The organism is Weissella bombi (assembly GCF_900094835.1).
Classification (GTDB): Bacteria; Bacillota; Bacilli; order Lactobacillales; family Lactobacillaceae; genus Weissella; species Weissella bombi.
This window is the reverse complement of record NZ_FMAO01000014.1, coordinates 1-24,422: the sequence shown is the minus strand read 5'-3', so window position 1 is coordinate 24,422 and position 24,422 is coordinate 1. Positions and strand designations below refer to the sequence as shown.

The window sequence follows — 24,422 nt, the reverse complement described above, 5'->3', positions numbered from 1 at the left end:
CATGGACTTAGCAATAATTGATCAATCAAAACCAGGTGTACCTGAGGAACAAATTAAATTAGTAAATGATGTCTTAAATTATGCAGGTAAATATATTTCATTACCTGATAATACTGAAATGTCAGTTACTTTCGTTAACAATGATGAGATTCAACGTTATAACCGTGAATACCGCGGGTTAGATAAGCCAACTGATGTTATTTCGTTTGCTATTGAAGATGATGGTGACGACTTACCATTAATTATGGATGAAGATATGAGTGATGAAATTGCTAAAAATATTGGTGATATCATTGTTTCGGTTGATAAAATTGGTGAACAGGCTGAGTATTTAGAGCATTCATATGAACGTGAATTAGGTTTCCTAGTTGTACATGGCTTTTTGCACTTAAATGGGTATGATCACATGCTTAGTGAAGAAGACGAAAAAGTGATGTTCGACTTACAACGAGAAATATTAGACAATTATGGACTTAAACGATAATAAAAAAGATAATAACCAAAAACAAATTGAAAAAAATTCTCACTTTTTGCAAGCGTTGGGTCATTCTTTAGCGGGAATTGGTGAATTGTTAGCGCGTGAGCGTAATATGCGTTTTCATATTTTGGCTGCTTGTATTGTTTTGGTTGTTGGTATTTACGTAGATTTAGGACGGTCAGATTGGCTTTGGATTTCAGTTGCTGTCTTTACGGTTATAAGTGCAGAATTTTTAAATACAATTGTTGAAGCAATTGTTGATTTAATTGTTGGTGAAAATTATCATCCCCTAGCTAAAGTAGCTAAGGATGTCGCATCTGGTGGTGTTCTAGCCGCAGCTTTCTTTGCGGTAGTAGTGGGTGTATTAATTTTCCAGCCATACTTATTACCTAACCTACAAATGGTTTTTAGATAAAATAAAAGAAATAGAGAGAATATTAATGAGCGAACAAGAGTTTAAATCTGGCTTTATTGCGTTGGTTGGTCGACCAAATGTGGGGAAGTCAACCCTTTTAAATAAGATGATTGGTGAAAAAATTGCCATCATGTCACCAAAAGCACAGACGACCCGTAATAAGATTCAAGGAATTTATACGACTAATGAAGGTCAAATGGTGTTCATGGATACCCCAGGTATTCATAAGCCCCACAATTCATTGGGCGATTTCATGGTAAAGACGGCGATGTCTGCTTTACGTGAGGCCGATATGGTATGGATGTTGGTTAACGCTGATCAAAAGCGTGGTGTTGGTGATGATTTCATTATTAATCGTTTAAAAGAATCAAAAACACCAGTGTACTTGATTATTAATAAAGTTGATTTAATCAATCGTGCTGAAGTATTAAACCAAATTGCTGATTATAATACGCAAATGGACTTTGCTGAAATATTCCCTGTATCTGCATTAACTGGTGAAGGTGTACCAGAGTTATTGCAATTTACTATGGATCACATGTCTGTTGGTCCACAATATTATCCAGCAGATCAAATTACCGATCACCCAGAACGTTTCATAATGAGTGAGTTGATTCGTGAGAAAGTACTCGAGTTAACACGTCAAGAAGTGCCACATTCTGTTGCAGTTGTTATTGATAAAATTGAACGTGAAGATGAACAACACTTGCATGTTCAGGCAACAATTGTTGTGGAACGTGCAAGTCAAAAGAATATTGTGATTGGTAAGCAAGGATCAATGATTAAGCAGATTGGTATTCGTGCACGTAAGGATATTGAACGCTTATTAGGTGATAAAATTTTCCTTGAAACTTGGGTTAAGGTTGAAGATCGTTGGCGTGATAAGCCACAAGCTTTGCAATCATACGGTTACAAAGAAGATTCAGATATTTAGTAAGGGAAAGGGACTGTTAGTCTCTTTTTTATTAGGTGAATGTAATGACAGAGGTTTTTGATGCGATTGTAATGTATCAACGTGATCATAAAGAAAAAGATTTGATGGTTAAGATGTTGACGCGTCAGGCTGGTAAAAGAATGTTTTATGTCCGTTATGGTAAGAGCAAACGTTACCAATTTGCTGCAGAAATGCAGCCTTTGAGTATGTCGACATTTGAAGGTGTTATTAACACAACAGGGTTGAGCTTTATCAATGATGTTAAAGCAACACGGCCGACATCCTTTTTGATGACTGATATTGTGTTGAATGCTTATATGACTTATATTATGGGGTTAATTGATGCGGCCTTTGTCGACAATCAACCGATTACGAAGTGGTATGATTTGGTGGCGGAAGCAGTTACAAAAATGGAAAAGGGACTTGATCCACAAGGAATTGCTAACTATTTTGAAGTGCAATTGTTACCGGTTTTTGGTATTCAACCGACTTGGGGACAATGTGTCATCTGCGGTCGTCGTGATTTGCCACTAGATTTTTCTGAAAAATTAAATGGTACGTTATGCCAACAACATTGGGATACTGATCCATATCGCATGCATATTGATAATCGGGCGGTTCGTATTTTGTCAAAATTGGCTGAAATTGATTTGCACCTACTAGGTTCGTTGAATTTACAGGATAAAACGAAACAGGAAATGGCTCGGTTAATGGATAAATTATATGATGATCAAGTTGGAATTCATTTGCGAGCTAAATCATTTATTCAGCAATTAACAGGATGGCAAAATCGGATGATAAATCGGCAGTCATCAGCCAAAGAAGATGAGTCGTAGAATGTCCTTATTGACAAGATGATAAGGCGTGCTAAACTTATAAATTGTAAAGCTTACGCATACTAATGAAAGAATTAATTAATAATCAGCACAGCAAGCCATTGTTAATGTGAGAATGGTCTGATTGTAATTAAGGGGCGTCATTAGCTAATAAACTAAATGAAAAAAGCTGCTGGTAGTGATACCAGAAGTAGGGTGGAACCGCGATATTATCGTCCCTACATTGACCGTTTTAGTATGGTTGATGTAGGGCTTTTTTGTGGTTTTTCCTGGTCAAAAGAAAGGAATTTGTCATAATGAGCGCAAAAATGAGTGTGCAAGATATTATTTTGACGTTACAAAAGTTTTGGGCCGATCAAGGGGCTATGTTAATGGAGGCTTATGATACGGAAAAAGGTGCAGGAACTATGAGTCCTTACACTTTTTTGCGTGCTAATGGTCCAGAACCATGGCATGCTGCCTATGTTGAACCATCACGTCGTCCAGCCGATGGTCGTTATGGTGACAACCCTAACCGTTTGTACCAACACCATCAATTCCAGGTAGTGATGAAGCCATCACCTGATAATATTCAAGAATTATACCTAGATTCATTAAAAGCTTTGGGAATTGACCCACTAGCCCATGATATTCGTTTCGTCGAAGATAACTGGGAAAACCCATCAATGGGTGCTGCAGGTATTGGTTGGGAAATCTGGCTTGATGGTATGGAAGTTACCCAATTCACTTATTTCCAACAAGTTGGTGGTATTCAAGTTGATGCCGTTACATCTGAAATTACGTATGGTTTGGAACGTTTGGCATCATACATTCAAGACGTACCAACAGTTTATGATTTGGAATGGGGAAATGGTGTCTTGTATGGTGACATCTTTAAAGAACCTGAATATGAGCACTCTGTTTACTCATTTGAAAAGTCAGATTCAGAGATGTTGCTACGTCACTTTAATGAATATGAGGCTGAAGCTAAGAAGTTATTGGCTGATGGTTTAGTACACCCAGCTTATGATTACATTTTGAAATCATCACATACTTTTAACTTGTTGGATGCACGTGGTACTGTATCAGTTACTGAACGTGCTAAATATCTTTCACGTATTCGTAATATGGCACGTTCAGTTGCACGTGCATTTATCGATGAGCGTAAGAAACTGGGATTCCCTTTGTTAAAGGATGAAGCATTGCGGGCAAAGTATTTGCCAGCTGATGAGGAGGAAAACTAACATGGCAAACTTTTTATTAGAAATTGGTTTGGAAGAAATGCCTGCACAACTGGTAACACCAGCAATTAACCAATTGGTTGAACGCGCAGCAGATTTTATGAAAGACAATCGTCTACAATATGGTGAAATTAAGCCATTTTCAACTCCTCGTCGTTTGGCAGTTTTGATTTCAGACGTTGCAGATAAGGCCGATGACTTAACAAAAGAAGTTAAAGGACCTGCTAAAAAAGCTGCTTTTGATAAAGAAGGTAACTATTCACGTGCTGCCCAAGGATTTGCTCGTGGTCAAGGTTTAACGACCGATGATATTACCTTTAAAGAATTTAAGGGTAACGAATACATCTTCGTGACAAAATTTGAGGCTGGTAAACCAGCTGCTGAAGTGTTAGCTGGTATGAAGGATGTTATTACTAGCATGACATTTACCACAACTATGAAGTGGTCACGTCATACTTTTGAGTATATTCGTCCAATTCGTTGGATTGTTGCTTTGTTGGATGACGTGGTTGTGCCACTCGAAGTGCTTGATGTTAAATCAGGCCGTCAAACTCGTGGTCACCGTTTCTTAGGTCAATCAGTGGATATTGCTAATGCAACTGATTACGTTGATGACTTAGCCAAGGTATACGTCCAAGCCGCTGCTGATGAACGTAAGGCAAATATTGTGTCACAAATTGATGCGTTGGCCAGTGAGAATGGTTGGCATGTTGAAAAAGATGATGATTTATTAGAAGAAGTTAATAATATCGTTGAATATCCAACCGCTTTTGTGGGTAAATTTGATCCTGAATATCTAGAATTGCCTGACGAAGTTTTGATTACTTCAATGCGTGAGCACCAACGTTTCTTCCATGTTGTGGATGAGAATGGTTCTTTGTTGCCATACTTTGTTTCAGTTCGAAATGGAAACGCTGAGCACTTGGATAACGTCATTGCAGGTAATGAAAAGGTGCTAGTTGCCCGTTTGGAAGATGCAAAGTTCTTCTATCATGAAGATCAAAAGCATGATATCGCCTTTTACAATGATAAGTTAAATGTTGTGTCATTCCATGCTAAGTTGGGTTCTGTTGCTAGTCATACACAACGAGTTAAGGCCTTAGCTGCAATTATTGGTAGCCGTGTTGCATTAACTGATGAACAACAACAACAATTGGCTCGTGCTGCTGAAATTTATAAGTTTGACTTGATGACGGGGATGGTTGGTGAATTCGACGAATTGCAAGGTGTAATGGGAGAAAAGTATGCGCTTATCTTTGGTGAAGAAGCACCTGTAGCACAAGCTATTCGTGAGCACTACATGCCAATTTCAGCAGATGGTGAACTACCAGCATCTCAATTAGGTAAGGTTTTGGCACTAGCTGATAAATTGGACAGTCTATTAACATTCTTCGCTGGCGATATGATGCCTTCTGGATCAAATGACCCTTATGCATTACGTCGTGCTGCTTCTGGTGTGGTTAACATTTTGCACGACAACGAATGGGACCTACCAATTGATGCAATTTTGACTGATTTAATTAGTGAAATTAATGCTGAAGAGAGTCATTTTGGATTGCCTGAAGATGTTGCGGCTAACTTAGGTAACGTTGTCAATGATGTTGTTTCATTCTTGACAGACCGTGTTGTTAAGGCTTTGCAATCACAAAAGGTCCGTTATGACATTATTAATGCTGTGACGACTGGTGAATTGACTGATACGACACAAATGTTTAAATCAGCAGTAGCTTTGTCAGCACACATTGATGACGATAACTTCCGTGAGGGTGTTGAATCATTGACACGTGTTATGCGCTTGACAACTAAGAATCCAACTGATGCTACTGTGGATTCAGCTCTATTTGAAAATACTGCTGAGAGTCAATTGTACGCTGAAGCTTCATTATTAGAAGGCGCTGAATTTACAACTGATGAATTACTAAAGGCGTTGTTAGGATTACAACCAGCTATTGCGGCTTACTTTGATGAGACAATGGTTATGGTTGATGATGAAGCCGTTAAGCAAAATCGTTTGGCAAGTTTGCAAAGCGTTTCAAACCAAGCTAACAAAGTGGCTAACTTTATGGCTTTGGATGTTAAATCAAACTAGTTTGATTGTTATTTAATAATATAGAGAATACCCAAACTATTTAGTTTGGGTATTTTTGTATTATTAATAGACGTTTAATTGTATTGTTGAATTATGTTATAATGTAAGCGATTTAAAAAAGATATTTAAGAAAGTGAGCAAATCAATGGCATTAGAACATATTTTATTTGGAACATATACAAAGCGTGTGTCAAAAGGAATTTATGCTGCAGATTTTGATACTGAAGCAGGAAAGCTATCTAACGCAAAGTTAGTGGCAGAAATTGGTGCACCAACTTATTTGGCATTAAGCAAAGCAAATAAACTTTATGCTGTTGACAAGAAAGATGGCCAAGGTGGTGTTGCAGTTTATGACTATACTGATGGTCAAGTTACATTACAACAAGAAGTATTAGCTGATGGTTCTTCTCCAGCATATGTTGCTGTTGATGAAGCTCGTCAATTAGTTTACACAGGAAATTATCATAAGGGAACGTTAGACGTTTATGCAATTGATGCGCAAGGTAATTTAACTTTGACTGATACTTATCAATCAGAAGGAAAAGGACCTCGTCCAGAGCAAGAAGGAACACACGTTCACTTTAGCAATTTGACACCTGACAACCGTATTGTAGTTGCTGATTTGGGTGCAGATAAGGTGTTAACATTTGATATTTCTGATCAAGGTAAGCTTACCCTAAAGGCTACTTTTAAAACTGAAGAAGGATTTGGACCTCGTCATATTCGCTTTAGTCCAGATGGACAATATGCTTACTTGTTAGGTGAGTTGTCATCAAAGCTATCTGTTTTAAAGTATAATGAAGACGGTTCATTTACATTATTACAAACGGTCTTAATGATTCCTGAAGATTGGGATGCACATAATGGTGGTGCTGCTATTTATCTTTCAAAGGATGGTCGTTTTGTATACACGTCAAATCGTGGTCACAATTCAATTGCAGTATTTGCCGTAAAGGATAATGGTGCCGCTGTTGAGCATATTCAATGGATTTCTACAGAAGGTGATTTCCCACGTGATTTTGCTTTGAATCCTGAAGAAAATTACTTGATTGCAGCAAACCAAAATACAGATAATGTTTCAGTATATACTCGTGATAGTGAATCAGGAAAGCTAGAGCTTGTACAAAAGGACTTTGCTGTACCTGAGGCTATTCGCGTTTTGTTTGTTGACTAGTAATACGCATGAATGATTAGATTAACACCCTGATAGTTGTGTATGTACGCATGTATAACGGCTAAAGGGTGTTTTTTTATATAAAATATCTCTATATTAAAGGAGAAAAATATGAACAAGGAACCTAAAGGTCAATCAAGTTTTCAGCGTTGGTTTTTAGACAATAAAATTGTTTCAGCCATGTTGGTAATCTTACTATTTTTACTTATCGTGTTTATGTTGAACAAGGTGTCGTTTCTTTTTCAACCAATTGCGCAGTTTTTTAGTGCGGTAGGTGCACCAATTGTGATTGCTGGTGTCTTTTATTTCTTACTTAATCCAATGGTGGATTGGGCAGAACGTCGCTTTAATCTTTCTAGAATTGTGATTATTGCAATTCAATTTGTTGTTTTGGCATTATTGATTGTCTGGGGCTTAGCAGTATTTATCCCATGGGTCAGTGGTCAAATTATGGATTTGATTAACCAATGGCCAACTTATTGGCATAAAATTGTTCGCATCGTTGATCAAGTGACGACAGATCGTAAATTTAATAATGTTAATAAGTGGTTTAATAACACAAATGATGAAATCTCTAGTTGGTTAAAGGACTATTCGGCGGAATATGCTAAGAAGGGGTTGCATGGTGTTTCATCAGTTCTTGGTACGGTAACGTCGGTTGTTATCGCTATTGTAACTTTCCCATTTGTATTGTTCTATTTGCTTAAAGATGGTCACCAGATGCCAGGATATGTGGCAAAATTTTTGCCAGTTAAAGTGCGTCAGTCTTTCTTAACAACATTAAAGGAAATTAGCCGCCAAATTTCCAACTATATTCGTGGTCAAATTTCAGTAGCATTTGCAGTAATGATTATGTTCGCGATTGGTTATACCATTATTGGATTGCCATATGGTTGGTTGATTGCCATCATTGCAGGAATATTGAATATTATTCCATTTTTGGGATCGTTCTTGTCAATGGTACCGCCAATTGTTGTTGGTATTTTCATTTCACCAATGATGTTGGTGTCAGTATTGATTGTCTTTATGATTGAACAAACATTAGAGGGACGTATTATTTCACCTAAACTACTAGGTTCATCATTAAAGATTCATCCAGTAACTGTTCTATTGGTGTTGCTATCAGCAGGTAATATCTTTGGAATTTTAGGTGTTATCTTTGGAGTACCAGGTTATGCAATCTTAAAGGTGTTAATTTCAAGATTCTATAACTGGTGGCAAGCTAGTTCTGATTTGTTTAACGATCAAGAAGATTAACTCTAAATCATTAAAAATTTTGATAAGTATAGCACAAGTGACCTGTAGTCCGTGCTATACTTATTTTTGTATGCATTAATCACGTATAGGTTAAAAAGGCCTAAGAAGAGGAGAAATTATTTTATGAGTACGAATCACATTGTTTTATTTGAACCACTAATGCCAGCTAACACGGGTAATATTGCCAGAACTGCAACGGGTACAAATACTAAGTTAGACTTGATTGAGCCATTGGGATTTAAATTAGATGATAAGCACGTTAAGCGTGCTGGTTTAGATTACTGGGACAATGTTGATATTACAGTTCACAAGAATTTGCCTGCTTTCATGGCAACATTAAAAGACACTGATGAATTATTTTTAATTTCAAAGTTTGCTAAGCAATCATACCACCAAGCAGATTATACGAATGTTGATCATGATTACTACTTCTTGTTTGGTAAGGAAACCACTGGTTTGCCAGAACCATTTATGAAGGAGCATCCTGATCAAGCTTTGCGTATTCCACAAAATGATGAGCACATTCGTTCATTGAATCTATCAAACACAGCTTCAATTATTATTTATGAGGTATTGCGTCAACAAAACTTTCCAAATCTTGATTTAACACATGAATACGATTACGATAAGCTTAAATAAATAGCAATGATTTGCGTTTAACATTTAAGAAAGGAGGCACATATGGCATATAAAAAGACGACAGCTCGGAAAAAAACAACTAAGCGGCGTCCAACTAAAACTACCAATCGTAAAAAGAAACAAAGTAATGACACGCTGGAATGGTTTATACAGCGTTTACCACAGTTTTCAGGTTTGATTGCAGTGATTTTATCGGCTTTGGCGATTGTTAAAGTCGGTTTGGTCGGGAAATTGGTTGCTAATTTAGTTCGTTTGGTTGTTGGTGGTTCATATCAATTTTTATTGATTGTTTTGTTAGTACCATTCCTTGTTGTTATGGCATATGGTACCTGGCCACCTCGAATTAAAGGACACCATTATACCGGCTTTACGCTATTTTATGTTGGTATCATGTTAATCGGTTCAATTTTGTTGTTCAATAAGATGAACGTGCATAGTGAATATGTTGCAACAATTCAATCATTGATTAATCAAGATTTGAATAATCACGCAGTGACGACACCAGTCGGCGGGGGTATGATTGGCGCAATTTTATATCAGTATACTTATTTGGCTACTGGAAACTTTGGTTCGTGGTTGATTGCAATTGTCTTCTTATTGGTTGGCTTGATTGTTATGTTTAAATTACCTTTGCGAAGTGTATTCGATAATTTCTTTAATTTTGCCGAAGGGGCGGGTGATTTGGTACAGACACAGGCAACCACTGCGCATGAAAAAGTAACTGAATCAATTAATACCTTCCGTAGTAATCAAAAAGAGCGTCAACAAGAAGCTATGAAAGAATTCTTCAATGAAGATCCGTTTAGCACTGATCATAAGAAAGCGAAGAAGCCAGTACCGGAGGCCAGTTCTTCAGGGAAAGTTGACTTTAAGTTAAAGCCGAAAGCATCTGAGCAAGGAGATGATGAACAGGAAGCTTCAGCAACACAATTTGATTTTGTATTACCAGAAATTGTTGCACCACAATCACAGTCAGAAGATCAAGCCACGGTAGCGGTGGATCCGACTTTGATGAAGATGAAAGAGCAAAAAGCGCAGTGGCAACAGGCAGCAGATGACAAAAAGTCTGTTGAAGAAGATGTACCATTTGCGGCAACATCAGATTCAAGTTTTGATTCTAAAGGCGTTATTCAATCGGCTGATCCAGTTGAACCTGTTGTATATGGTGAAGATTTGCCGGATGATGATTTTGTGCCTGAGCAAGATTTCATGTCAAATTCAGGCAATGAGACGAGTTCATCGAATCGTTCACATGTTGATATGTTGTACGAACCAACACAAAAGATTACGACGCCTGCTAAACCACATCAAGAAAATATGCATGTCACACCTTCAACACAGACGGAACCAACGGCCGATGTTGATGCTAGTGGTTTAGGTACGGTAATTGACGATAAAGATTATCAATTACCAACTACTAGTTTGTTGCAGCATATTGGATCAACTGATCAATCTAAAGAGCGTGATGCACTTAGTGAAAAAGCGCGTATTTTGCATGAAACATTACATAGTTTCAAGATTAATGCGACGGTTGAAAAGGTTGTCTTAGGTCCCACTGTAACGCAATATGAAATTAAGCCGGCTGTTGGTGTGAAAGTATCAAAGATTCAAAACTTAGCTGATGATTTAGCTTTAGCCTTAGCTGCAAAATCTTTGCGTATTGAAGCACCAATTCCCGGTAAAAATGTTGTGGGAATTGAAGTGGCAAATGATCAACAAGCAACGGTTGGTTTCCGCGATATGGTTGAAGAAGCCGGTATTGATACTGAAAAACCATTGGTAGTACCAATTGGACGTGGTGTAACAAGTGGTGTCGTAAAAGTCGACTTAACGAAGATGCCGCATTTGCTAATTGCTGGTTCAACAGGTTCTGGAAAATCAGTGGCAATTAACGGTATTTTAGCATCACTTTTGCTCCAGGCTAAGCCTTCACAGGTCCGTTTAATGCTTGTGGATCCCAAAAAGGTTGAGTTGTCGGTTTATAATGATATTCCACATTTGATTACACCAGTTGTGTCGGATCCAAAGAAGGCAGCACTAGGTTTGAAGAAGGTTGTTGCCGAAATGGACCGTCGTTTTAAGTTATTAGCACAAGAGGGTGTTCGTAACATCGATGGTTATAATCGATTGGTAAGCAAGCGTAATGAAACGGAAAAAGGTGTTGTTAACCAAAAGCTACCTTACTTAGTTGTTATTATTGATGAGTTGGCTGATTTGATGATGACATCTTCAGTATCTGGTGATGTTGAAAACGCCATTGTGCGTATCGCACAACTTGGTCGAGCTGCTGGGATTCATATGATTGTGGCAACGCAACGACCATCAGTTGATATTATTACTGGATTAATTAAGGCTAACGTCCCATCACGTATGGCATTCGCAGTGTCTTCAGGTGTCGATTCACGTACCATTTTGGATAGTAATGGTGCTGAAAAGTTGCTTGGTCGTGGTGATATGTTATTTGCACCAATCGGTTCTAATGGTCCACAACGTGTGCAAGGTGCCTTTATTTCGGATGAAGACGTTGAAGCATTGACTGATTTTATTAAGCAACAAGGTAGTGCACAGTATGATGAGTCAATGACAGTATCAGATGAAGAAGTTCAGGCATTGGAAGGCGGTCATGGTTCAGGAAATGATGACCTTGATGAAAAATGGGACGATGTACTAGAATTTATTCTTCGTGCAAACGGTGCATCGACATCTTCAATTCAACGTCATTTTGGTATGGGATATAATCGTGCCGGTCGCATTATTGATTCGTTAGAGGACCGTGGTTTAATTGGTCCTGCAAACGGTTCTAAGCCGCGTGAATTAAAATTTACTGCTGAAATGATGGATCGTTTTAAACGAAACGGTCATTAATCATTGTACTAAGCATTAAAAATTTAATATTTATAATACAATTAAAAGCTGTTAAGTTACTATTTGAATAGTTACTTAACAGCTTTTTTATAAAATAATGTATTTCGTTAAATTTAATTTATAATATTACTTTCATAAGTATGATATTCTATTAGTGTTAACTGCCAATGTAATATAGGAGTTTTTATATGATTGAATTAAAAAATTTAACCAAAAAGTTTGGTGACAAGCTGGCGGTTGATGATATGAATATGCAATTGAAACCAGGCCATGTTGTCGGCTTAATCGGACAAAATGGGGCTGGTAAAACAACAACTTTTCGTATGATGCTTGATTTTATTCAACCAACAAAGGGGACGATTAGTTGGGACGGTCATGCGATTACGAATAAAGATAAGCAAAATATTGGTTTCTTACCAGAAGAACGTGGTTTATACCAAAAATTGACGGTAGAACAACAAGTGCTTTATTTTGCTGAATTACATGGTATGAAAAAAGCTGATGCCAAGCAACAGCTACAATCATGGATGAAAAAATTAGATGTAGTTGGTAAGGTTTCAGACAAAGTCCAAAGTTTATCAAAAGGTAATGCGCAAAAAGTGCAATTAATTGCAACTGTGATAACAGAGCCTTCGTTGTTGATTTTGGATGAACCATTTACGGGGCTAGATCCAGTGAATACGCAATTAATGATGAATGAAATTTTACGACTTAAGCAAAACGGTGCCCATATTATTTTTAGTTCACATAATATGAGCGGTGTTGAAAAATTATCTGATGAATTACTGATGTTAAAACATGGTAAAACAGTGTTGAGTGGCGAGTTGAACACAATTCGCGAATCATTTGGTCGCAGTGAAATCTATTTAGAATCACCAGTTACTAATGAACAGTTGTTAACAATCCCTGGTATATTAGATATTCAAAAGGAAGGTGCTGGTCGACACATTAAATTGGCTGACTCATCTGTTGGTAAGGAAGTATTTTCATTGGTTGCAAAGGATGGGTATGTGCCGGTATTTTCACAACAACCACCAACCTTAGATGAAATTTTCCGTCGTGAAGTAACAGGGGGAAGTGTTAATGAGTAAACGACAATTATATTTAGTAGCTCGGCAAACATACCTGAATCGTTTTAAGACATTTGGCTTTTGGTCAGTCGTATTGGCGCCATTGTTAGTTATCTTAGTTATTTTCGGTATTACATGGGTTATTGATGCCACACAGAGTCATGAGCAACCGACTGTTGCAGTTGTTGCTAATCGGCCGTTAGATAATTATTTAAAACAAAATAAAACGGTGAAAGCAAAGTTTAAAAACGTTGACTCGCTTGCTACAGCAAAAGCTAATTTAAAGAAAGATAAAATCGATGGTTATTTAACTTCAAAGGAAAATAGTTACGCACTAAAGATGTCGGTTGATGCTGAAAATTTATCGGAGACAACTTTACAAGTCACGCTTGATCAGTATCATATGCTTAGTCAAGCTACCAAGATGCATTTAACGCCTAATCAGCTTAACAGTTTGGTAACGAAGCCAGATTTTCAAACTAGTGTCTATAACACAAGTGGTAAGTCATCGCAGGGTGGCCAAGCAACGAATCAAGCCAATCAGCTTTTGTCAGCTGCACTCGGAATTTTTATATTTATCTTTTTAAGTGCTTATGTTGGAATGATTTCACAAGAAATTGCAAACGAAAAATCGTCACGAATCATGGAAATTTTGTTGGCTGTGACGTCGCCGGGTATTCAGTTCTTCGGTAAGTTATTAGGTATAGCCGGGTTAGCAATTACGCACGGTTTGATTTATTTTGTAGTCGTCGGTGTAACAGCGATTTTCTTTGGTGATAATGAGTTCGTCAAAACACTCAAAGGCCTTTTAACGGGTGTAGATGCAAAATTCGCAATTATGACAGGTTTCTTGACACTAATTGGTATCTTTTTGTATATGGTTGTAACAGCAATTGTGTCAGCTATGGTGAATGATTTAAGTCAAGTACAACAGGCAGTTGCACCAATTTCATACTTTTCAATGATTGGTTATATTCTAACCTTCGTTTTGAATGGTCAACCACACAATGCTTTTATTAATGCGTTATCATACGTACCATTTATCTCGCAAACACTTATGCCAGCCCGCTTGGGATTGCAGTATGCGAATATGACAGATGCGTTTATCGCATTAGCGTTAGAGTTGATTGTTTTGATTTTCTTAGCACGTTATGGTTTACGCGTATATAAGCGTAATGTCTTAACTTATAATGATGGTAATATTACCAAAGCAGCATTACTTAGTTTAAAGGGACTTTTCTCTAAAAAGCAATAAAGCATTATATAAATTAACAACCCCATCCTATTGAGAAAATAGGGTGGGGTTGTTATGATAAATAAGTAAGTCGAAATGAGAGCGAGACAAAAGTTGCTTTGAAGCCGGTGCGTAAATTGTGTTACATTGAGGCTTCAGACTTTTGGAACGCGTTTATGCTATAAAATTGACAGGTTTATAATTAATATTTTTTTTAGCTAAAAAGGTTGGAACATTTTCTTTATGTTCCAACCTTAATATCGTTATTTTAATTTTCTTCGTGGCTGTTTTTGCCAAGAAAACGATCTTTATCCTTGTCGTTCAAATCAGGGATGTCGAATACTTCGTCCACTTGACGAGTTAATTCGTCATTTCTTTTTGTTTGTAGTGGCATGAAAAGAACCTCCTAATTAATAATTAGGTACATTATAGCATGTTTACTTAATAATTGGTTAAATGACCGGTAGTGATATAATGTAAAAATTGTCAGCTAAAGCATGAAGGAAGGTTACTAGATGACAACAAAACACATTGAACAAAAGTTAATGCTATTACCTGATTTGCCGGGTTCGTATCAAATGAAAGATAAGAACGGGAAAATTATCTATGTTGGTAAAGCTAAAAATTTAAAGAACAGAGTGCGTTCTTACTTTAAGAGCGACCATACTGGTAAAACAGCTCAGTTAGTAGAAAATATTGCTGATTTTGATTTTATTGTTACCAGTTCAGAAAAAGAATCGTTGCTTTTAGAAATTACGTTAATTCAAAAATATCAACCATACTATAATATTCGTTTAAAGCGTGGTACTGGTTATCCGTATATCAAAATTACAAACGAACGTGACCCACAAATTTTGTTGGCTAATGAAGTGACAAAAGATGGTGCGCACTATTTTGGACCATATCCAAATGTTTATGCAGCGCAGGAGACATTACATTTTTTGCAGAAAGTATATCCTCTACGGCGGTGTAATGGTTATCAAGGACGACCTTGTTTATATGCGAATATTGGGCAATGTCTAGGAGCTTGTTATAAAGAGGTTCCAGAATCTGAATATGCTGAGCAGATTAAAAAGATCAAACGCTTTTTGGATGGTGATACTAAGGAAGTGCGTAAGATGTTGCAAAAGAAGATGGCAACAGCAGCGGCTGACATGGCATATGAGCGGGCAGCAGATTTACGTGACCAAATAAAATTTATTGAGGCAACTGTAGAAAAGCAGCAGATTATATCACGTGATGGGACACCACGTGATATCTTTAACTTTTATATGGACAGAGGTTGGTTATCTGTACAAGTCTTCTTTATTAGACAGTCACGCTTATTAAAACGAGAAAAGCGTTTGTTTGCAATTATTGATTCGCCAGAAGAAGAGCTAGCTCAATTTATTTTACAATTTTATAATCGTCGTAATTCTGTGTTACCAAAGGAGATTCTCGTCCCTAAAGGGGTTGATACACAATCGATAGCGGCAGTGTTGAATATACCAGTTAGAACCCCACAGCGTGGTGAAAAGCGATCATTATTGGAATTGGCTGGTAAGAATGCAAAAATTGTTTTAGATGAAAAATTCCGTTTATTAGCCATGAATGAATCAAAAACTACTGGTGCAATGCAAGAAATTGCAGATGCGTTAGACATTGAAAAAATTAATGTTATCGAAGCATTTGATCACTCTCATCTACAAGGAGCTGATATGGTTTCGGCAATGGTTGTTTTTGAGGATGGGGTACCAAATAAGAATAAGTATCGTAAGTATAAAACTAAAGGTGTCTTACATGCTGATGAACGAGCTGAAACCATGGAAGTTATCCGGCGTCGATATACACGGCTACTAAAAGAACATGGTGCATTACCAGATCTTATCTTAATGGATGGTGGTGTAATTCAATTGAATGCAGCTAAAGAAGTGATTGAAGATGAACTAGGGTTGTCGATTCCAGTGGCAGCAATGGTTAAGAATGAAAAACACAAAACAGCTGATTTGTTGAAGGAAGAGGGTGCAGATCATGTTCACCTTGATCCAAACTCGCAAGGTTTTTATTTACTACAACGTATTCAAGACGAGGTGCATCGTTTTGTAATAACCTTCCATCGTCAATTACACTCTAAGAGTTCGCTTGGTTCAAGATTAGATGAAATAGCAGGTGTTGGTCCAAAAACACGACAAAAGTTATTGTCAAATTTTGGTTCAATGAATAAAATGGCACAAGCATCGATAAGTGATTTACAAAAATTAGGTATATCTGAAAAAGTAGCCAATAATATCAAAATATCATTAGCAGCAACGCAACATCATGATGACTAATGGTGGTCAAACATGCTAAAGTGCTGTAAAATGAAATGCGACAGTTTACAGTTGGCTATGAGAGCTAAAAAGAAAGTGAGGTCATAAACGATGGCGTTTGTCGACCAAGTAAAGATTTTTGTTAAAGCAGGAAAAGGTGGCGATGGAGCAGTATCCTTCCGTCACGAAAAATATATTAATATGGGTGGTCCATTTGGTGGCGATGGTGGTCACGGTGGATCAGTTGTAATGGAAGTTGATGAAGGTTTGCGTACCTTGATGGATTTCCGTTATAAGCGTCATTTCAAGGCAAAAGTAGGTGGTAATGGTGCTACCAAAGCAATGACTGGTCGTTCTGCAGAAGATTTGGTAATTCGAGTACCCCAGGGAACGACAATTACCAATGTAGAAACTGGTCAAGTAATTGGTGATTTGACTGAAAAAGGTCAACGCTTAGTTATTGCACAAGGTGGCCGTGGTGGCCGTGGTAATATTCGTTTTGCCTCTTCTAAAAACCCAGCACCAGAAATTGCTGAAAATGGAGAACCTGGTGAAGAACTAGATGTTGCGCTAGAACTAAAAGTTCTAGCAGATGTTGGTTTAGTTGGTTTCCCATCTGTTGGAAAGTCAACGTTATTATCAGTTGTTACGGCAGCTAAACCTAAGGTAGCGGCATATCATTTTACAACCTTAGTTCCTAATTTGGGGATGGTTCGGTTAGAAGACGGCCGTGATTTTGTTATGGCTGATTTACCTGGATTAATTGAGGGTGCATCTGAAGGTGTTGGATTAGGAATTCAATTCCTACGTCATGTGGAACGTACACGTGTTATTTTGCATATGATTGATATGTCTGGGGTTGATCCAGAACAAGATCCATATGATAATTACTTGAAAATTAATCAAGAGTTAGCAGCATATGATCCCGCATTATTGGAGCGACCACAAATTATTGTACCAACTAAGATGGATATGCCGGATGCACAAACTGCATTGGAAATGTTTGAAGAGCAGTTGAAAAATGATGAAAATGTTCCGGATAATCTTGAAATTATGCCAATTTCGTCATTATCACGTGAAGGGTTAGAACCACTTTTGCGTCGAACAGCTGATTTGTTGGATGAAACACCTGTATTCGTACCTAAGGGTATGGTGCAAGAAGATGCTGATCAAGCTAATTATGAATTTGAAGAACGTGAACAACCATTTGAATTGGATCGCGATGAAGATGGTGTTTGGGTTCTTTCTGGAAATGAAATTGAGCGTTTGTTTAAGCGAACAAATACTAATTATACTGAGTCATTAATGCGCTTTGCTCGTCAAATTCGCTTTATGGGTGTTGACGAAGCACTCCATGCAGCAGGTGCTCAGAATGGTGATACAGTTCAAATTTTGGACTTCCAGTTTGAATATGAAGATTAGTAACTGTTTTTAAATTGCAGAAATGCTCATTTTCGAGGTTAATTCGAAAATGAGCATTTTTTATTATTAATATTGAAAGGGGTAAGTATGGCAGGAAATCAAGTTGAACATGTTAGTGAATTAGGAAAATATATAACAATCGCTGACTCAAAAGTTACTTGGGAACAGACTATTAAAAAATCACGCTTTATTGTTAATATGGCACGAGTTTCTAATGAAGAAGAAGCGAAAAATTTTATTGATACAATTAATGTCGAACACCGCAAAGCAACACATAATGTTTGGGCATATATGTTAGGTGATCGTAATGAAGTACAACGGTATTCTGATAATGGTGAGCCGGCGGGGACTGCCGGTGTTCCAATGTTGGAAGTGTTAAAAAATAATGCTATTCGTGATATAGCTGTAGTGGTAACCCGTTATTTTGGTGGTATCAAACTTGGTGCTGGTGGTTTAGTGCGTGCATATGCTGGGACCGTAGTTGGTGGTGTTGAAGCAACTGGTCTAATTGAACGCATTCAACGCCATGAGGTTAACTTGAAAGTGTCATATAGTCAGTATGAACCACTAGCATATTGGTTAACACAACATGATCACGAAATTTTAGCTACCGATTATACAACTGATGTGACTATTAAAGTCGCAATAGCTGATGAAGATATGGCATCATTTAAAGATGCCGTCGTTGATGAGTTAGCAGGTCAGGTTGAAATCGTAGTGGGTGATATTGATTGGTTTGAAGTCCCTTATAAAAAACGGGTTAGCGCTAAAACAGAAACATTAAAATAGACTTTAAGTCTTTTTTACACTAAACAATCTAAAATTGGTTCGAGTTAATTAGTAAAGGTATTGGGAGAAGAGATGAAAAAGGATATTCTAAGGGTACACTTAGTCGTTTTAAGTTTGCTTTTAGTCATTTGGTTAGTACCAACCAACTACAATTTTCTGATTTGGAATTTATTTTTAGCATTAATACCTTTTGATCTAGCTTTAACAATTAGGTATTTGAGTGTTAAAAAGAAATTATTATTTGTGAAGTGTGGTCTCACAATAGTTTGGTTAGTATTTTTTCCTAATGCGATGTATATGGTGACTGATTTTAGCCACTTGTCCTCGATTGGAACCGGACTAATGACTGAAATGCAATTTTTTAACTACGCTATTTTAGCAGTTGGCGTTTTAATGGGCTTATTATTTGGATTGTCATCTGCTCATATTATTGGTCGTGTTTATTGTGGCACACGGCTACCAGTATGGACGCTACTATTTTATATTGTTTTGTCGTTTGTATCGGCCTATGGTATTTATTTGGGCAGATTTTTAAGAATTAATTCATGGGAACTAGTTAGTGCACCACACAAAGTATTTACATTATTTTTAACATCGTTATCAACACATAGTTTGGTGTTTGTCATATCATTTGGTTCATTACAATTTGCATTGTTAGTGTTATATCATATGATTCGCCGAATCAATACTGATTAAAAAAAGCCTGTCATTAGTCGCATCTCATATAGAATGAGATGTAGTTAATGACAGGCTTTTTAGTTTACAAATTGAGGTTTTTATCACCCTTTAACGATTTTGTACGATAGAAAAACAGGCAAGCATTTACAACGATTAATAGTGCACTTGCGATAAAAATACCACTATAATCAAAGAACATTGCAACGAAGGTTCCCATAATTGGTCCAGCTACGGAACCTAATGATTGAAATGATTGATTATAAGCGAAGATACGTGATGTAACTTGCGTTGGGGTTGTTTTCGTTAGTAACGTTTGTACCGCTGGCAACATCGTCGCATCAGAAATACCAATCATAAATCTTAGGATTGCAAGTTGCCAAACTGCTGTTACGAAGCCGGTTGGTAGCATAAAAATAAACGCTAAACTAAAACCCATTAACATGATACGATGGGTACCAATCCGATCACCGAGCTGACCGAATCGGGGTGCTGCTAACATTGTTGCAATACCAGGCATGGCTGCGACAAGTCCTGCCCATAATGTGGTGCTACCAGCACCGTTATTTAATTCACGGACGAATAGCGAAATAATCGGACTAATTGATTGATTAACAATTTGAATAATAAATGTTGTTGTAAACAAACCAATTGTTAATTTAGGGTAGGATAGTTGTGCAAAGACTTCTTTTCTAGAAAGGGATTCGCCTTTCGGAACAGGTGTGAATTCTTCTTTTACTAGCGTAGCGACAAGTAAAAACACCAACAAAAAAATAATTCCGGTAATAATAAAGGCTAATCGATAGCTAACCAGTGATGCAAGAACACCACCAATAAATGGACCTAATAGTTGGCCACCGGTGACGCCGGTTACCAGTGTCCCTAATGCATATCCTGATTGTTCTTTGGGTGTCTGCGTGGCGATCATGGCATTGGAATTAGAAATAAACCCACCAAATAAACCTTGCATTGCGCGCAAGAAGATTAATTGCCAAACATTTTGGACTGCTCCCATTAGAAAGAAAACAATAGCCATTCCTAATGAAGCACGTATTAACATTAACTTGCGACCACGACTATCAGCTAGTTTGCCCCAAAAAGGTGATATGATAGCTGTCATTAAAAAGGTAATTGAAAAAGTTAATCCACTATAAAAAGTAAGTTGACTTTTTGTGAAGTCACCCAGTGTATCAACATATAGTGATAGAAAAGGCATTACCTCACTAAAACCAATACCAGTCATGAAGACACCAAACCAAAGAATAAACAGGTTACGTTGCCAAGTTGGTAATCGTGACAATTTTTCTTTTAACATATTTATGTCTCCTATTTAATTGTTCCTCTATGAGTACCTATTCTACTCGTTTTAAAAAGTTCCTGCATATATATAGCCTTAATATATGAATTAAGACAACAAAAACGAGCTAATTAATAATTAGCTCGTTTTTGTTATAGGTTTAATAAGAGATATGTTAATTGAGTGTTTACTACAGTAAAGAACTCTTCGCTTTATGAGGGAGCGAAACGACTTAGTGATAGTGTGTATGGCAACTACCACTTAACTTAAGTCGATATGTATATCCTAACTAGTAGATATGAATAAATTGTGAATATTGTGGTACTAATTTTAGGGAATAATGATTGTGACCTAAATAATTACTAATTAGCATGAATTGCTTTTCTGCTATAATGGAATTAATGATTTTGGAAACGGGAGAAAAAGATGTACGAATATTTAAACGGACTAATTACAGATATTTCACCAAATTATATTGTCGTTGAAATACAAGGAATTGGTTATCGGGTGTTGGTTGCTAATCCATATGCATTTTCTTTGGATAGCAAGACGACTGTATATGTTGAGCAAATTATTCGTGAAAATGAGCAGACACTGTATGGCTTTTTAAATAAACAAGAAAAGAACTTATTTCAAAAACTATTAAATGTTTCGGGAATTGGTCCCAAATCGGCGTTAGCAATTTTGGCAAACAATGATCACACTGGATTAATTAATGCAATTCAACAGAATGATGTAGGATTTTTGACGAAGTTTCCAGGAATTGGTAAAAAAACGGCGCAACAAATCGTATTGGATTTGCAAAATAAACTGTCTGATATCGCAATATCAAGTGATGTAATTGCCGTTGATACGCCAGTAGATAATCAAAATGATGAATTAGCTGATGCACTATTAGCTTTGGAAGCATTGGGGTATGCTAAAAAGGATATTACCCGTGTTGAAAAAGCAATGCGTAAACTTGATGAACAAACGACAGCAGAATATGTTAGTGCAGGATTGAAATTATTGCAGTAAGGAGGTGTTAATTTAGATGGCGGAAGATTTTATACATGACATGTCCACTGAAAATGGCGAAGAAAAGGTTGAGCAAACCTTACGCCCTAATACGTTGCGGCAATATATTGGGCAAGCTGACCTGAAGCAAAGATTACATGTTTATATAGAAGCAGCACAACAACGTTCAGAGCCACTAGATCATATGTTGTTGTATGGTCCACCTGGGTTAGGTAAAACGACTTTAGCAATGGTGGTTGCTAATGAAATGGGAGTAGGTCTAAGGACGACTTCTGGTCCGGCTATTGAAAAATCTGGTGACTTGTTGGCCTTACTCAATGAATTGGCACCAGGGGATGTTCTATTTATTGATGAAATTCATCGACTACCAAAACAGGTTGAAGAAATGTTATATTCAGCTATGGAAGATTTTTATGTTGATATTATTGCGGGTGAGGGTCCAACTGCGCACCCAATTCATTTTCCATTACCACCGTTTACCCTTATAGGGGCTACAACTCGTGCCGGTATGTTATCACAACCGTTACGTGATCGATTTGGTATTGTTGAACATATGGCATACTATACACATGATGAACTAGCAAAAATTATTGAGCGGTCATCAGATATTTTTAATATTGAGATTTCTAGTGAGGGTGCCTTTGAGTTGGCAAGACGTTCACGAGGCACACCACGTATTGCTAATCGTCTATTGAGGCGAGTTCGTGATTTTTCAACGGTCAAAGGACAGCAGGTTATTAATGACGAGATGGTCAATTTTTCTTTACAATTATTGAAAATTGATAGTATGGGACTGGATGAAGTCGATCATAAGATTTTGCAAACGATGATTGAATTTTATCAAGGTGGCCCAGTTGGTGTTAATACTATTGCTGCTAACATTGGTGAGGAAGTTGATACGATTGAGTCAGTATATGAACCATATTTGTTACAAATTGGCTTTTTACAGCGAACACCACGTGGGCGTGTTGTGACATTGGCAGCATATCAGCATTTAAATCTACCGTTACCTGAAGACACTAAACGATAAGAGGGGGATTAAAGATACATGGCAGAGAATTTTACAAGTTTGAGTGATTTTGATTATGAACTACCGCAAGAATTAATTGCACAGACACCACTAAAGAAGCGAGATGGGTCACGCCTATTAGAAATGAACGCTGATACGGGTGAGCTCCATGACCGTCATTTTTATGACATTATTGATTATTTAAACCCTGGCGATGCCTTGGTTATGAATAATTCAAGAGTGTTACCAGCCCGTCTTTACGGTGAGCGTCCAGATACTGGTGGCCATGTTGAAGTGCTTTTGCTTCGTCAAGATCAAGATGACGTTTGGGAAACATTGGTTAAGCCAGCTAGAAAGTATCCTGTTGGTCAAAAAATCACTTTTGGGGATGGTCGTTTGACAGCAGAAGTGGTTGAAGAATTAGAACATGGTGGACGTATGGTTAAGTTTCACTATGATGGTATTTTCTTAGAAATTTTGGAAGAATTGGGAGAAATGCCATTGCCTCCTTATATTAAGGAAAAACTGGAAGATCAAGAACGTTATCAAACTGTTTATTCAAAAGTTAATGGTTCAGCGGCAGCGCCAACGGCTGGATTACATTGGACCCCTGAGTTATTGCAAAAAGTTGCAGATAAAGGTATTAAATTGGTTGAGTTAACGTTACATGTTGGCTTGGGGACATTTAGACCAGTTGAAGAAGATAACATTGATGATCATAAGATGCATTCAGAATTCTATCAGTTGAGTGAAGAAGCTGCACAAACATTAAACGAAGTTAGAGCTAACGGTGGTCGCATTGTTGCGACTGGAACGACGTCAATTCGTACTTTGGAAACAATTGGTGCTAAATTTGATGGTGAGCTACATGCTGATTCTGGCTGGACGGATATATTTATCAAGCCTGGTTTTCAATGGCATGTTGTAGATGCGTTTATTACTAATTTCCATCTTCCTAAATCAACGTTGGTTATGTTAGTGGCAGCCTTTACTGGTCGTGATAATATCTTAAATGCATATAAACATGCAGTTGATGAGAAGTATCGTTTCTTTAGTTTTGGTGATGCAATGTTTATTCATCGTTAATAAAAAGTGAAAAATGATTTAATTTAAAATAAGTGTTGACTTTGTTGCAAACAATGTGTATTATAAATATTGTTGTTGACGTACGAAACACTTTGCGGATGTAGTACAATGGCTAGTGCTCCAGCCTTCCAAGCTGGGAATGCGGGTTCGATTCCCGTCGTCCGCTTTACATTTTTATAATGTAGATGTTGATCATTGAAAACTGAATATCGTTTCGATAGAACAAATGTGTAGGGTCTTCAAGCATTAAGCTTGAAACAAAAAAATTTGCGAAGTCAATTCGCTAATAAATTCGTTTAACTTCTGTTAGACAATTAAAGTAACAAAAATTGAGTTATACTCAAACTTTTAAAATGAGAGTTTGATCCTGGCTCAGGATGAACGCTGGCGGCGTGCCTAATACATGCAAGTCGAACGCTTTGTGCTTAATTGATATGATGAGCTTGCTCTGATTTGATTTTTTGATTTCAAAGAGTGGCGAACGGGTGAGTAACACGTGGGTAACCTACCTCTTAGCAGGGGATAACATTTGGAAACAAGTGCTAATACCGTATAATATCAACAACCGCATGGTTGTTGATTGAAAGATGGTTCTGCTATCACTAAGAGATGGACCCGCGGTGCATTA

At 37.3% G+C, this 24,422-nt stretch carries 21 protein-coding genes, 1 tRNA gene and 1 rRNA gene; 21 read left to right on the top strand and 2 right to left on the bottom strand.

What is annotated here, in order from left to right; genetic code table 11:
- Position 1 precedes the first annotated feature (1 nt).
- The 12 genes from ybeY to GA0061074_RS07890 all read left to right on the top strand — a co-directional run bounded on the left by ybeY (position 2) and on the right by GA0061074_RS07890 (position 14,232).
- Complete coding sequence (gene ybeY / locus GA0061074_RS07945) at positions 2-484, top strand: rRNA maturation RNase YbeY (RefSeq protein ID WP_092463569.1); 483 nt, start codon at positions 2-4, stop codon at positions 482-484.
- A complete protein-coding gene (locus tag GA0061074_RS07940) occupies positions 468-893 on the top strand; it encodes a diacylglycerol kinase family protein (protein WP_092463567.1) in 426 nt (141 codons plus the stop codon). The genes ybeY and GA0061074_RS07940 overlap by 17 nt, the downstream gene beginning before the upstream one ends.
- 25 nt (positions 894-918) lie before the next feature.
- A complete protein-coding gene (gene era / locus GA0061074_RS07935) occupies positions 919-1,827 on the top strand; it encodes a GTPase Era (protein WP_092463565.1) in 909 nt (302 codons plus the stop codon).
- Between the two features lie 44 nt (positions 1,828-1,871).
- Entirely contained in the window at positions 1,872-2,663 is a 792-nt protein-coding gene (gene recO / locus GA0061074_RS07930; protein ID WP_092463564.1) for a DNA repair protein RecO, read from the top strand.
- A 296-nt stretch (positions 2,664-2,959) separates the two neighbouring features.
- Positions 2,960-3,886, top strand: a complete 927-nt coding sequence (glyQ, locus tag GA0061074_RS07925; protein WP_042493498.1) for a glycine--tRNA ligase subunit alpha — start codon at positions 2,960-2,962, stop codon at positions 3,884-3,886.
- Position 3,887: 1 nt separating this feature from the next.
- Positions 3,888-5,972, top strand: a complete 2,085-nt coding sequence (glyS, locus tag GA0061074_RS07920) for a glycine--tRNA ligase subunit beta (protein ID WP_092463562.1) — start codon at positions 3,888-3,890, stop codon at positions 5,970-5,972.
- A 145-nt stretch (positions 5,973-6,117) separates the two neighbouring features.
- Complete coding sequence (locus GA0061074_RS07915) at positions 6,118-7,146, top strand: lactonase family protein (RefSeq protein WP_092463560.1); 1,029 nt, start codon at positions 6,118-6,120, stop codon at positions 7,144-7,146.
- A 111-nt stretch (positions 7,147-7,257) separates the two neighbouring features.
- The gene (locus GA0061074_RS07910; RefSeq protein ID WP_092463558.1) at positions 7,258-8,403 is read left to right on the top strand and encodes an AI-2E family transporter; all 1,146 of its coding nucleotides are present in this window, start codon (positions 7,258-7,260) and stop codon (positions 8,401-8,403) included.
- 123 nt (positions 8,404-8,526) lie between these two features.
- The gene (locus GA0061074_RS07905) at positions 8,527-9,042 is read left to right on the top strand and encodes a tRNA (cytidine(34)-2'-O)-methyltransferase (protein ID WP_092463556.1); all 516 of its coding nucleotides are present in this window, start codon (positions 8,527-8,529) and stop codon (positions 9,040-9,042) included.
- Between the two features lie 42 nt (positions 9,043-9,084).
- Positions 9,085-11,907 carry a DNA translocase FtsK gene (locus GA0061074_RS07900; RefSeq protein ID WP_092463554.1) on the top strand — a complete coding sequence of 941 codons (2,823 nt, stop codon included), beginning with the start codon at positions 9,085-9,087 and terminating at the stop codon, positions 11,905-11,907.
- A gap of 188 nt (positions 11,908-12,095) precedes the next feature.
- Complete coding sequence (locus GA0061074_RS07895; protein ID WP_092463552.1) at positions 12,096-12,998, top strand: ABC transporter ATP-binding protein; 903 nt, start codon at positions 12,096-12,098, stop codon at positions 12,996-12,998.
- Positions 12,991-14,232: an ABC transporter permease gene (locus tag GA0061074_RS07890; protein ID WP_092463549.1), complete on the top strand. Its 1,242-nt coding sequence runs from the start codon at positions 12,991-12,993 to the stop codon at positions 14,230-14,232. Before GA0061074_RS07895 ends, GA0061074_RS07890 begins: the two co-directional genes overlap by 8 nt.
- Before the next feature lie 247 nt (positions 14,233-14,479).
- Here the strand turns inward: GA0061074_RS07890 and GA0061074_RS09315 are convergent, their stop codons facing one another.
- Positions 14,480-14,605: a hypothetical protein gene (locus tag GA0061074_RS09315; RefSeq protein WP_275668787.1), complete on the bottom strand. Its 126-nt coding sequence runs from the start codon at positions 14,603-14,605 to the stop codon at positions 14,480-14,482.
- 121 nt (positions 14,606-14,726) lie between these two features.
- Between GA0061074_RS09315 and uvrC the strand changes: the two genes are divergently transcribed.
- The 4 genes from uvrC (at position 14,727) to GA0061074_RS07870 (ending at position 19,406) form a co-directional block, all read left to right on the top strand.
- A complete protein-coding gene (uvrC, locus tag GA0061074_RS07885) occupies positions 14,727-16,520 on the top strand; it encodes an excinuclease ABC subunit UvrC (RefSeq protein ID WP_092463547.1) in 1,794 nt (597 codons plus the stop codon).
- A gap of 90 nt (positions 16,521-16,610) precedes the next feature.
- Complete coding sequence (obgE, locus tag GA0061074_RS07880) at positions 16,611-17,921, top strand: GTPase ObgE (protein ID WP_092463545.1); 1,311 nt, start codon at positions 16,611-16,613, stop codon at positions 17,919-17,921.
- A gap of 87 nt (positions 17,922-18,008) precedes the next feature.
- Positions 18,009-18,710, top strand: coding sequence for a YigZ family protein (locus GA0061074_RS07875; protein ID WP_092463543.1), 702 nt, complete (start codon positions 18,009-18,011; stop codon positions 18,708-18,710).
- Between the two features lie 72 nt (positions 18,711-18,782).
- The gene (locus tag GA0061074_RS07870; protein WP_092463541.1) at positions 18,783-19,406 is read left to right on the top strand and encodes a DUF1361 domain-containing protein; all 624 of its coding nucleotides are present in this window, start codon (positions 18,783-18,785) and stop codon (positions 19,404-19,406) included.
- Positions 19,407-19,470: 64 nt separating this feature from the next.
- Here GA0061074_RS07870 and GA0061074_RS07865 read toward each other — a convergent pair whose 3' ends face one another.
- On the bottom strand, positions 19,471-20,700 hold the full coding sequence (locus GA0061074_RS07865) for a multidrug efflux MFS transporter (RefSeq protein ID WP_092463539.1): 1,230 nt from the start codon (positions 20,698-20,700) through the stop codon (positions 19,471-19,473).
- 408 nt (positions 20,701-21,108) lie between these two features.
- On the opposite strand from GA0061074_RS07865, the gene ruvA reads away from it, so the two are divergent.
- From ruvA to GA0061074_RS07840, 5 genes are all read left to right on the top strand, one after another.
- Positions 21,109-21,699, top strand: coding sequence for a Holliday junction branch migration protein RuvA (gene ruvA, locus GA0061074_RS07860; RefSeq protein ID WP_092463537.1), 591 nt, complete (start codon positions 21,109-21,111; stop codon positions 21,697-21,699).
- A 16-nt stretch (positions 21,700-21,715) separates the two neighbouring features.
- Positions 21,716-22,729, top strand: coding sequence for a Holliday junction branch migration DNA helicase RuvB (gene ruvB, locus GA0061074_RS07855; RefSeq protein WP_092463534.1), 1,014 nt, complete (start codon positions 21,716-21,718; stop codon positions 22,727-22,729).
- Positions 22,730-22,747: 18 nt separating this feature from the next.
- The gene (gene queA, locus GA0061074_RS07850; protein ID WP_092463532.1) at positions 22,748-23,794 is read left to right on the top strand and encodes a tRNA preQ1(34) S-adenosylmethionine ribosyltransferase-isomerase QueA; all 1,047 of its coding nucleotides are present in this window, start codon (positions 22,748-22,750) and stop codon (positions 23,792-23,794) included.
- 94 nt (positions 23,795-23,888) lie between these two features.
- Positions 23,889-23,960 (top strand) — tRNA-Gly (locus GA0061074_RS07845).
- 183 nt (positions 23,961-24,143) lie between these two features.
- Positions 24,144-24,422: ribosomal RNA gene (locus GA0061074_RS07840) — 16S ribosomal RNA — on the top strand; the annotation flags it as partial.

What these genes read in the sequence shown, in the direction of transcription:
- GA0061074_RS07895 (WP_092463552.1), top strand. Translation starts at nt 12,096, where the DNA reads ATGATTGAATTAAAAAATTTAACCAAAAAGTTTGGTGACAAGCTGGCG.
- ruvA (WP_092463537.1), top strand. Translation starts at nt 21,109, where the DNA reads ATGTACGAATATTTAAACGGACTAATTACAGATATTTCACCAAATTAT.
- ruvB (WP_092463534.1), top strand. Translation starts at nt 21,716, where the DNA reads ATGGCGGAAGATTTTATACATGACATGTCCACTGAAAATGGCGAAGAA.
- era (WP_092463565.1), top strand. Translation starts at nt 919, where the DNA reads ATGAGCGAACAAGAGTTTAAATCTGGCTTTATTGCGTTGGTTGGTCGA.
- GA0061074_RS07865 (WP_092463539.1), bottom strand. Translation starts at nt 20,700, where the DNA reads ATGTTAAAAGAAAAATTGTCACGATTACCAACTTGGCAACGTAACCTG.
- ybeY (WP_092463569.1), top strand. Translation starts at nt 2, where the DNA reads ATGGACTTAGCAATAATTGATCAATCAAAACCAGGTGTACCTGAGGAA.
- GA0061074_RS07905 (WP_092463556.1), top strand. Translation starts at nt 8,527, where the DNA reads ATGAGTACGAATCACATTGTTTTATTTGAACCACTAATGCCAGCTAAC.
- uvrC (WP_092463547.1), top strand. Translation starts at nt 14,727, where the DNA reads ATGACAACAAAACACATTGAACAAAAGTTAATGCTATTACCTGATTTG.
- GA0061074_RS07940 (WP_092463567.1), top strand. Translation starts at nt 468, where the DNA reads ATGGACTTAAACGATAATAAAAAAGATAATAACCAAAAACAAATTGAA.
- glyS (WP_092463562.1), top strand. Translation starts at nt 3,888, where the DNA reads ATGGCAAACTTTTTATTAGAAATTGGTTTGGAAGAAATGCCTGCACAA.
- GA0061074_RS09315 (WP_275668787.1), bottom strand. Translation starts at nt 14,605, where the DNA reads ATGCCACTACAAACAAAAAGAAATGACGAATTAACTCGTCAAGTGGAC.
- GA0061074_RS07890 (WP_092463549.1), top strand. Translation starts at nt 12,991, where the DNA reads ATGAGTAAACGACAATTATATTTAGTAGCTCGGCAAACATACCTGAAT.
- GA0061074_RS07870 (WP_092463541.1), top strand. Translation starts at nt 18,783, where the DNA reads ATGAAAAAGGATATTCTAAGGGTACACTTAGTCGTTTTAAGTTTGCTT.
- glyQ (WP_042493498.1), top strand. Translation starts at nt 2,960, where the DNA reads ATGAGCGCAAAAATGAGTGTGCAAGATATTATTTTGACGTTACAAAAG.
- GA0061074_RS07915 (WP_092463560.1), top strand. Translation starts at nt 6,118, where the DNA reads ATGGCATTAGAACATATTTTATTTGGAACATATACAAAGCGTGTGTCA.
- queA (WP_092463532.1), top strand. Translation starts at nt 22,748, where the DNA reads ATGGCAGAGAATTTTACAAGTTTGAGTGATTTTGATTATGAACTACCG.
- recO (WP_092463564.1), top strand. Translation starts at nt 1,872, where the DNA reads ATGACAGAGGTTTTTGATGCGATTGTAATGTATCAACGTGATCATAAA.
- GA0061074_RS07875 (WP_092463543.1), top strand. Translation starts at nt 18,009, where the DNA reads ATGGCAGGAAATCAAGTTGAACATGTTAGTGAATTAGGAAAATATATA.
- obgE (WP_092463545.1), top strand. Translation starts at nt 16,611, where the DNA reads ATGGCGTTTGTCGACCAAGTAAAGATTTTTGTTAAAGCAGGAAAAGGT.
- GA0061074_RS07900 (WP_092463554.1), top strand. Translation starts at nt 9,085, where the DNA reads ATGGCATATAAAAAGACGACAGCTCGGAAAAAAACAACTAAGCGGCGT.
- GA0061074_RS07910 (WP_092463558.1), top strand. Translation starts at nt 7,258, where the DNA reads ATGAACAAGGAACCTAAAGGTCAATCAAGTTTTCAGCGTTGGTTTTTA.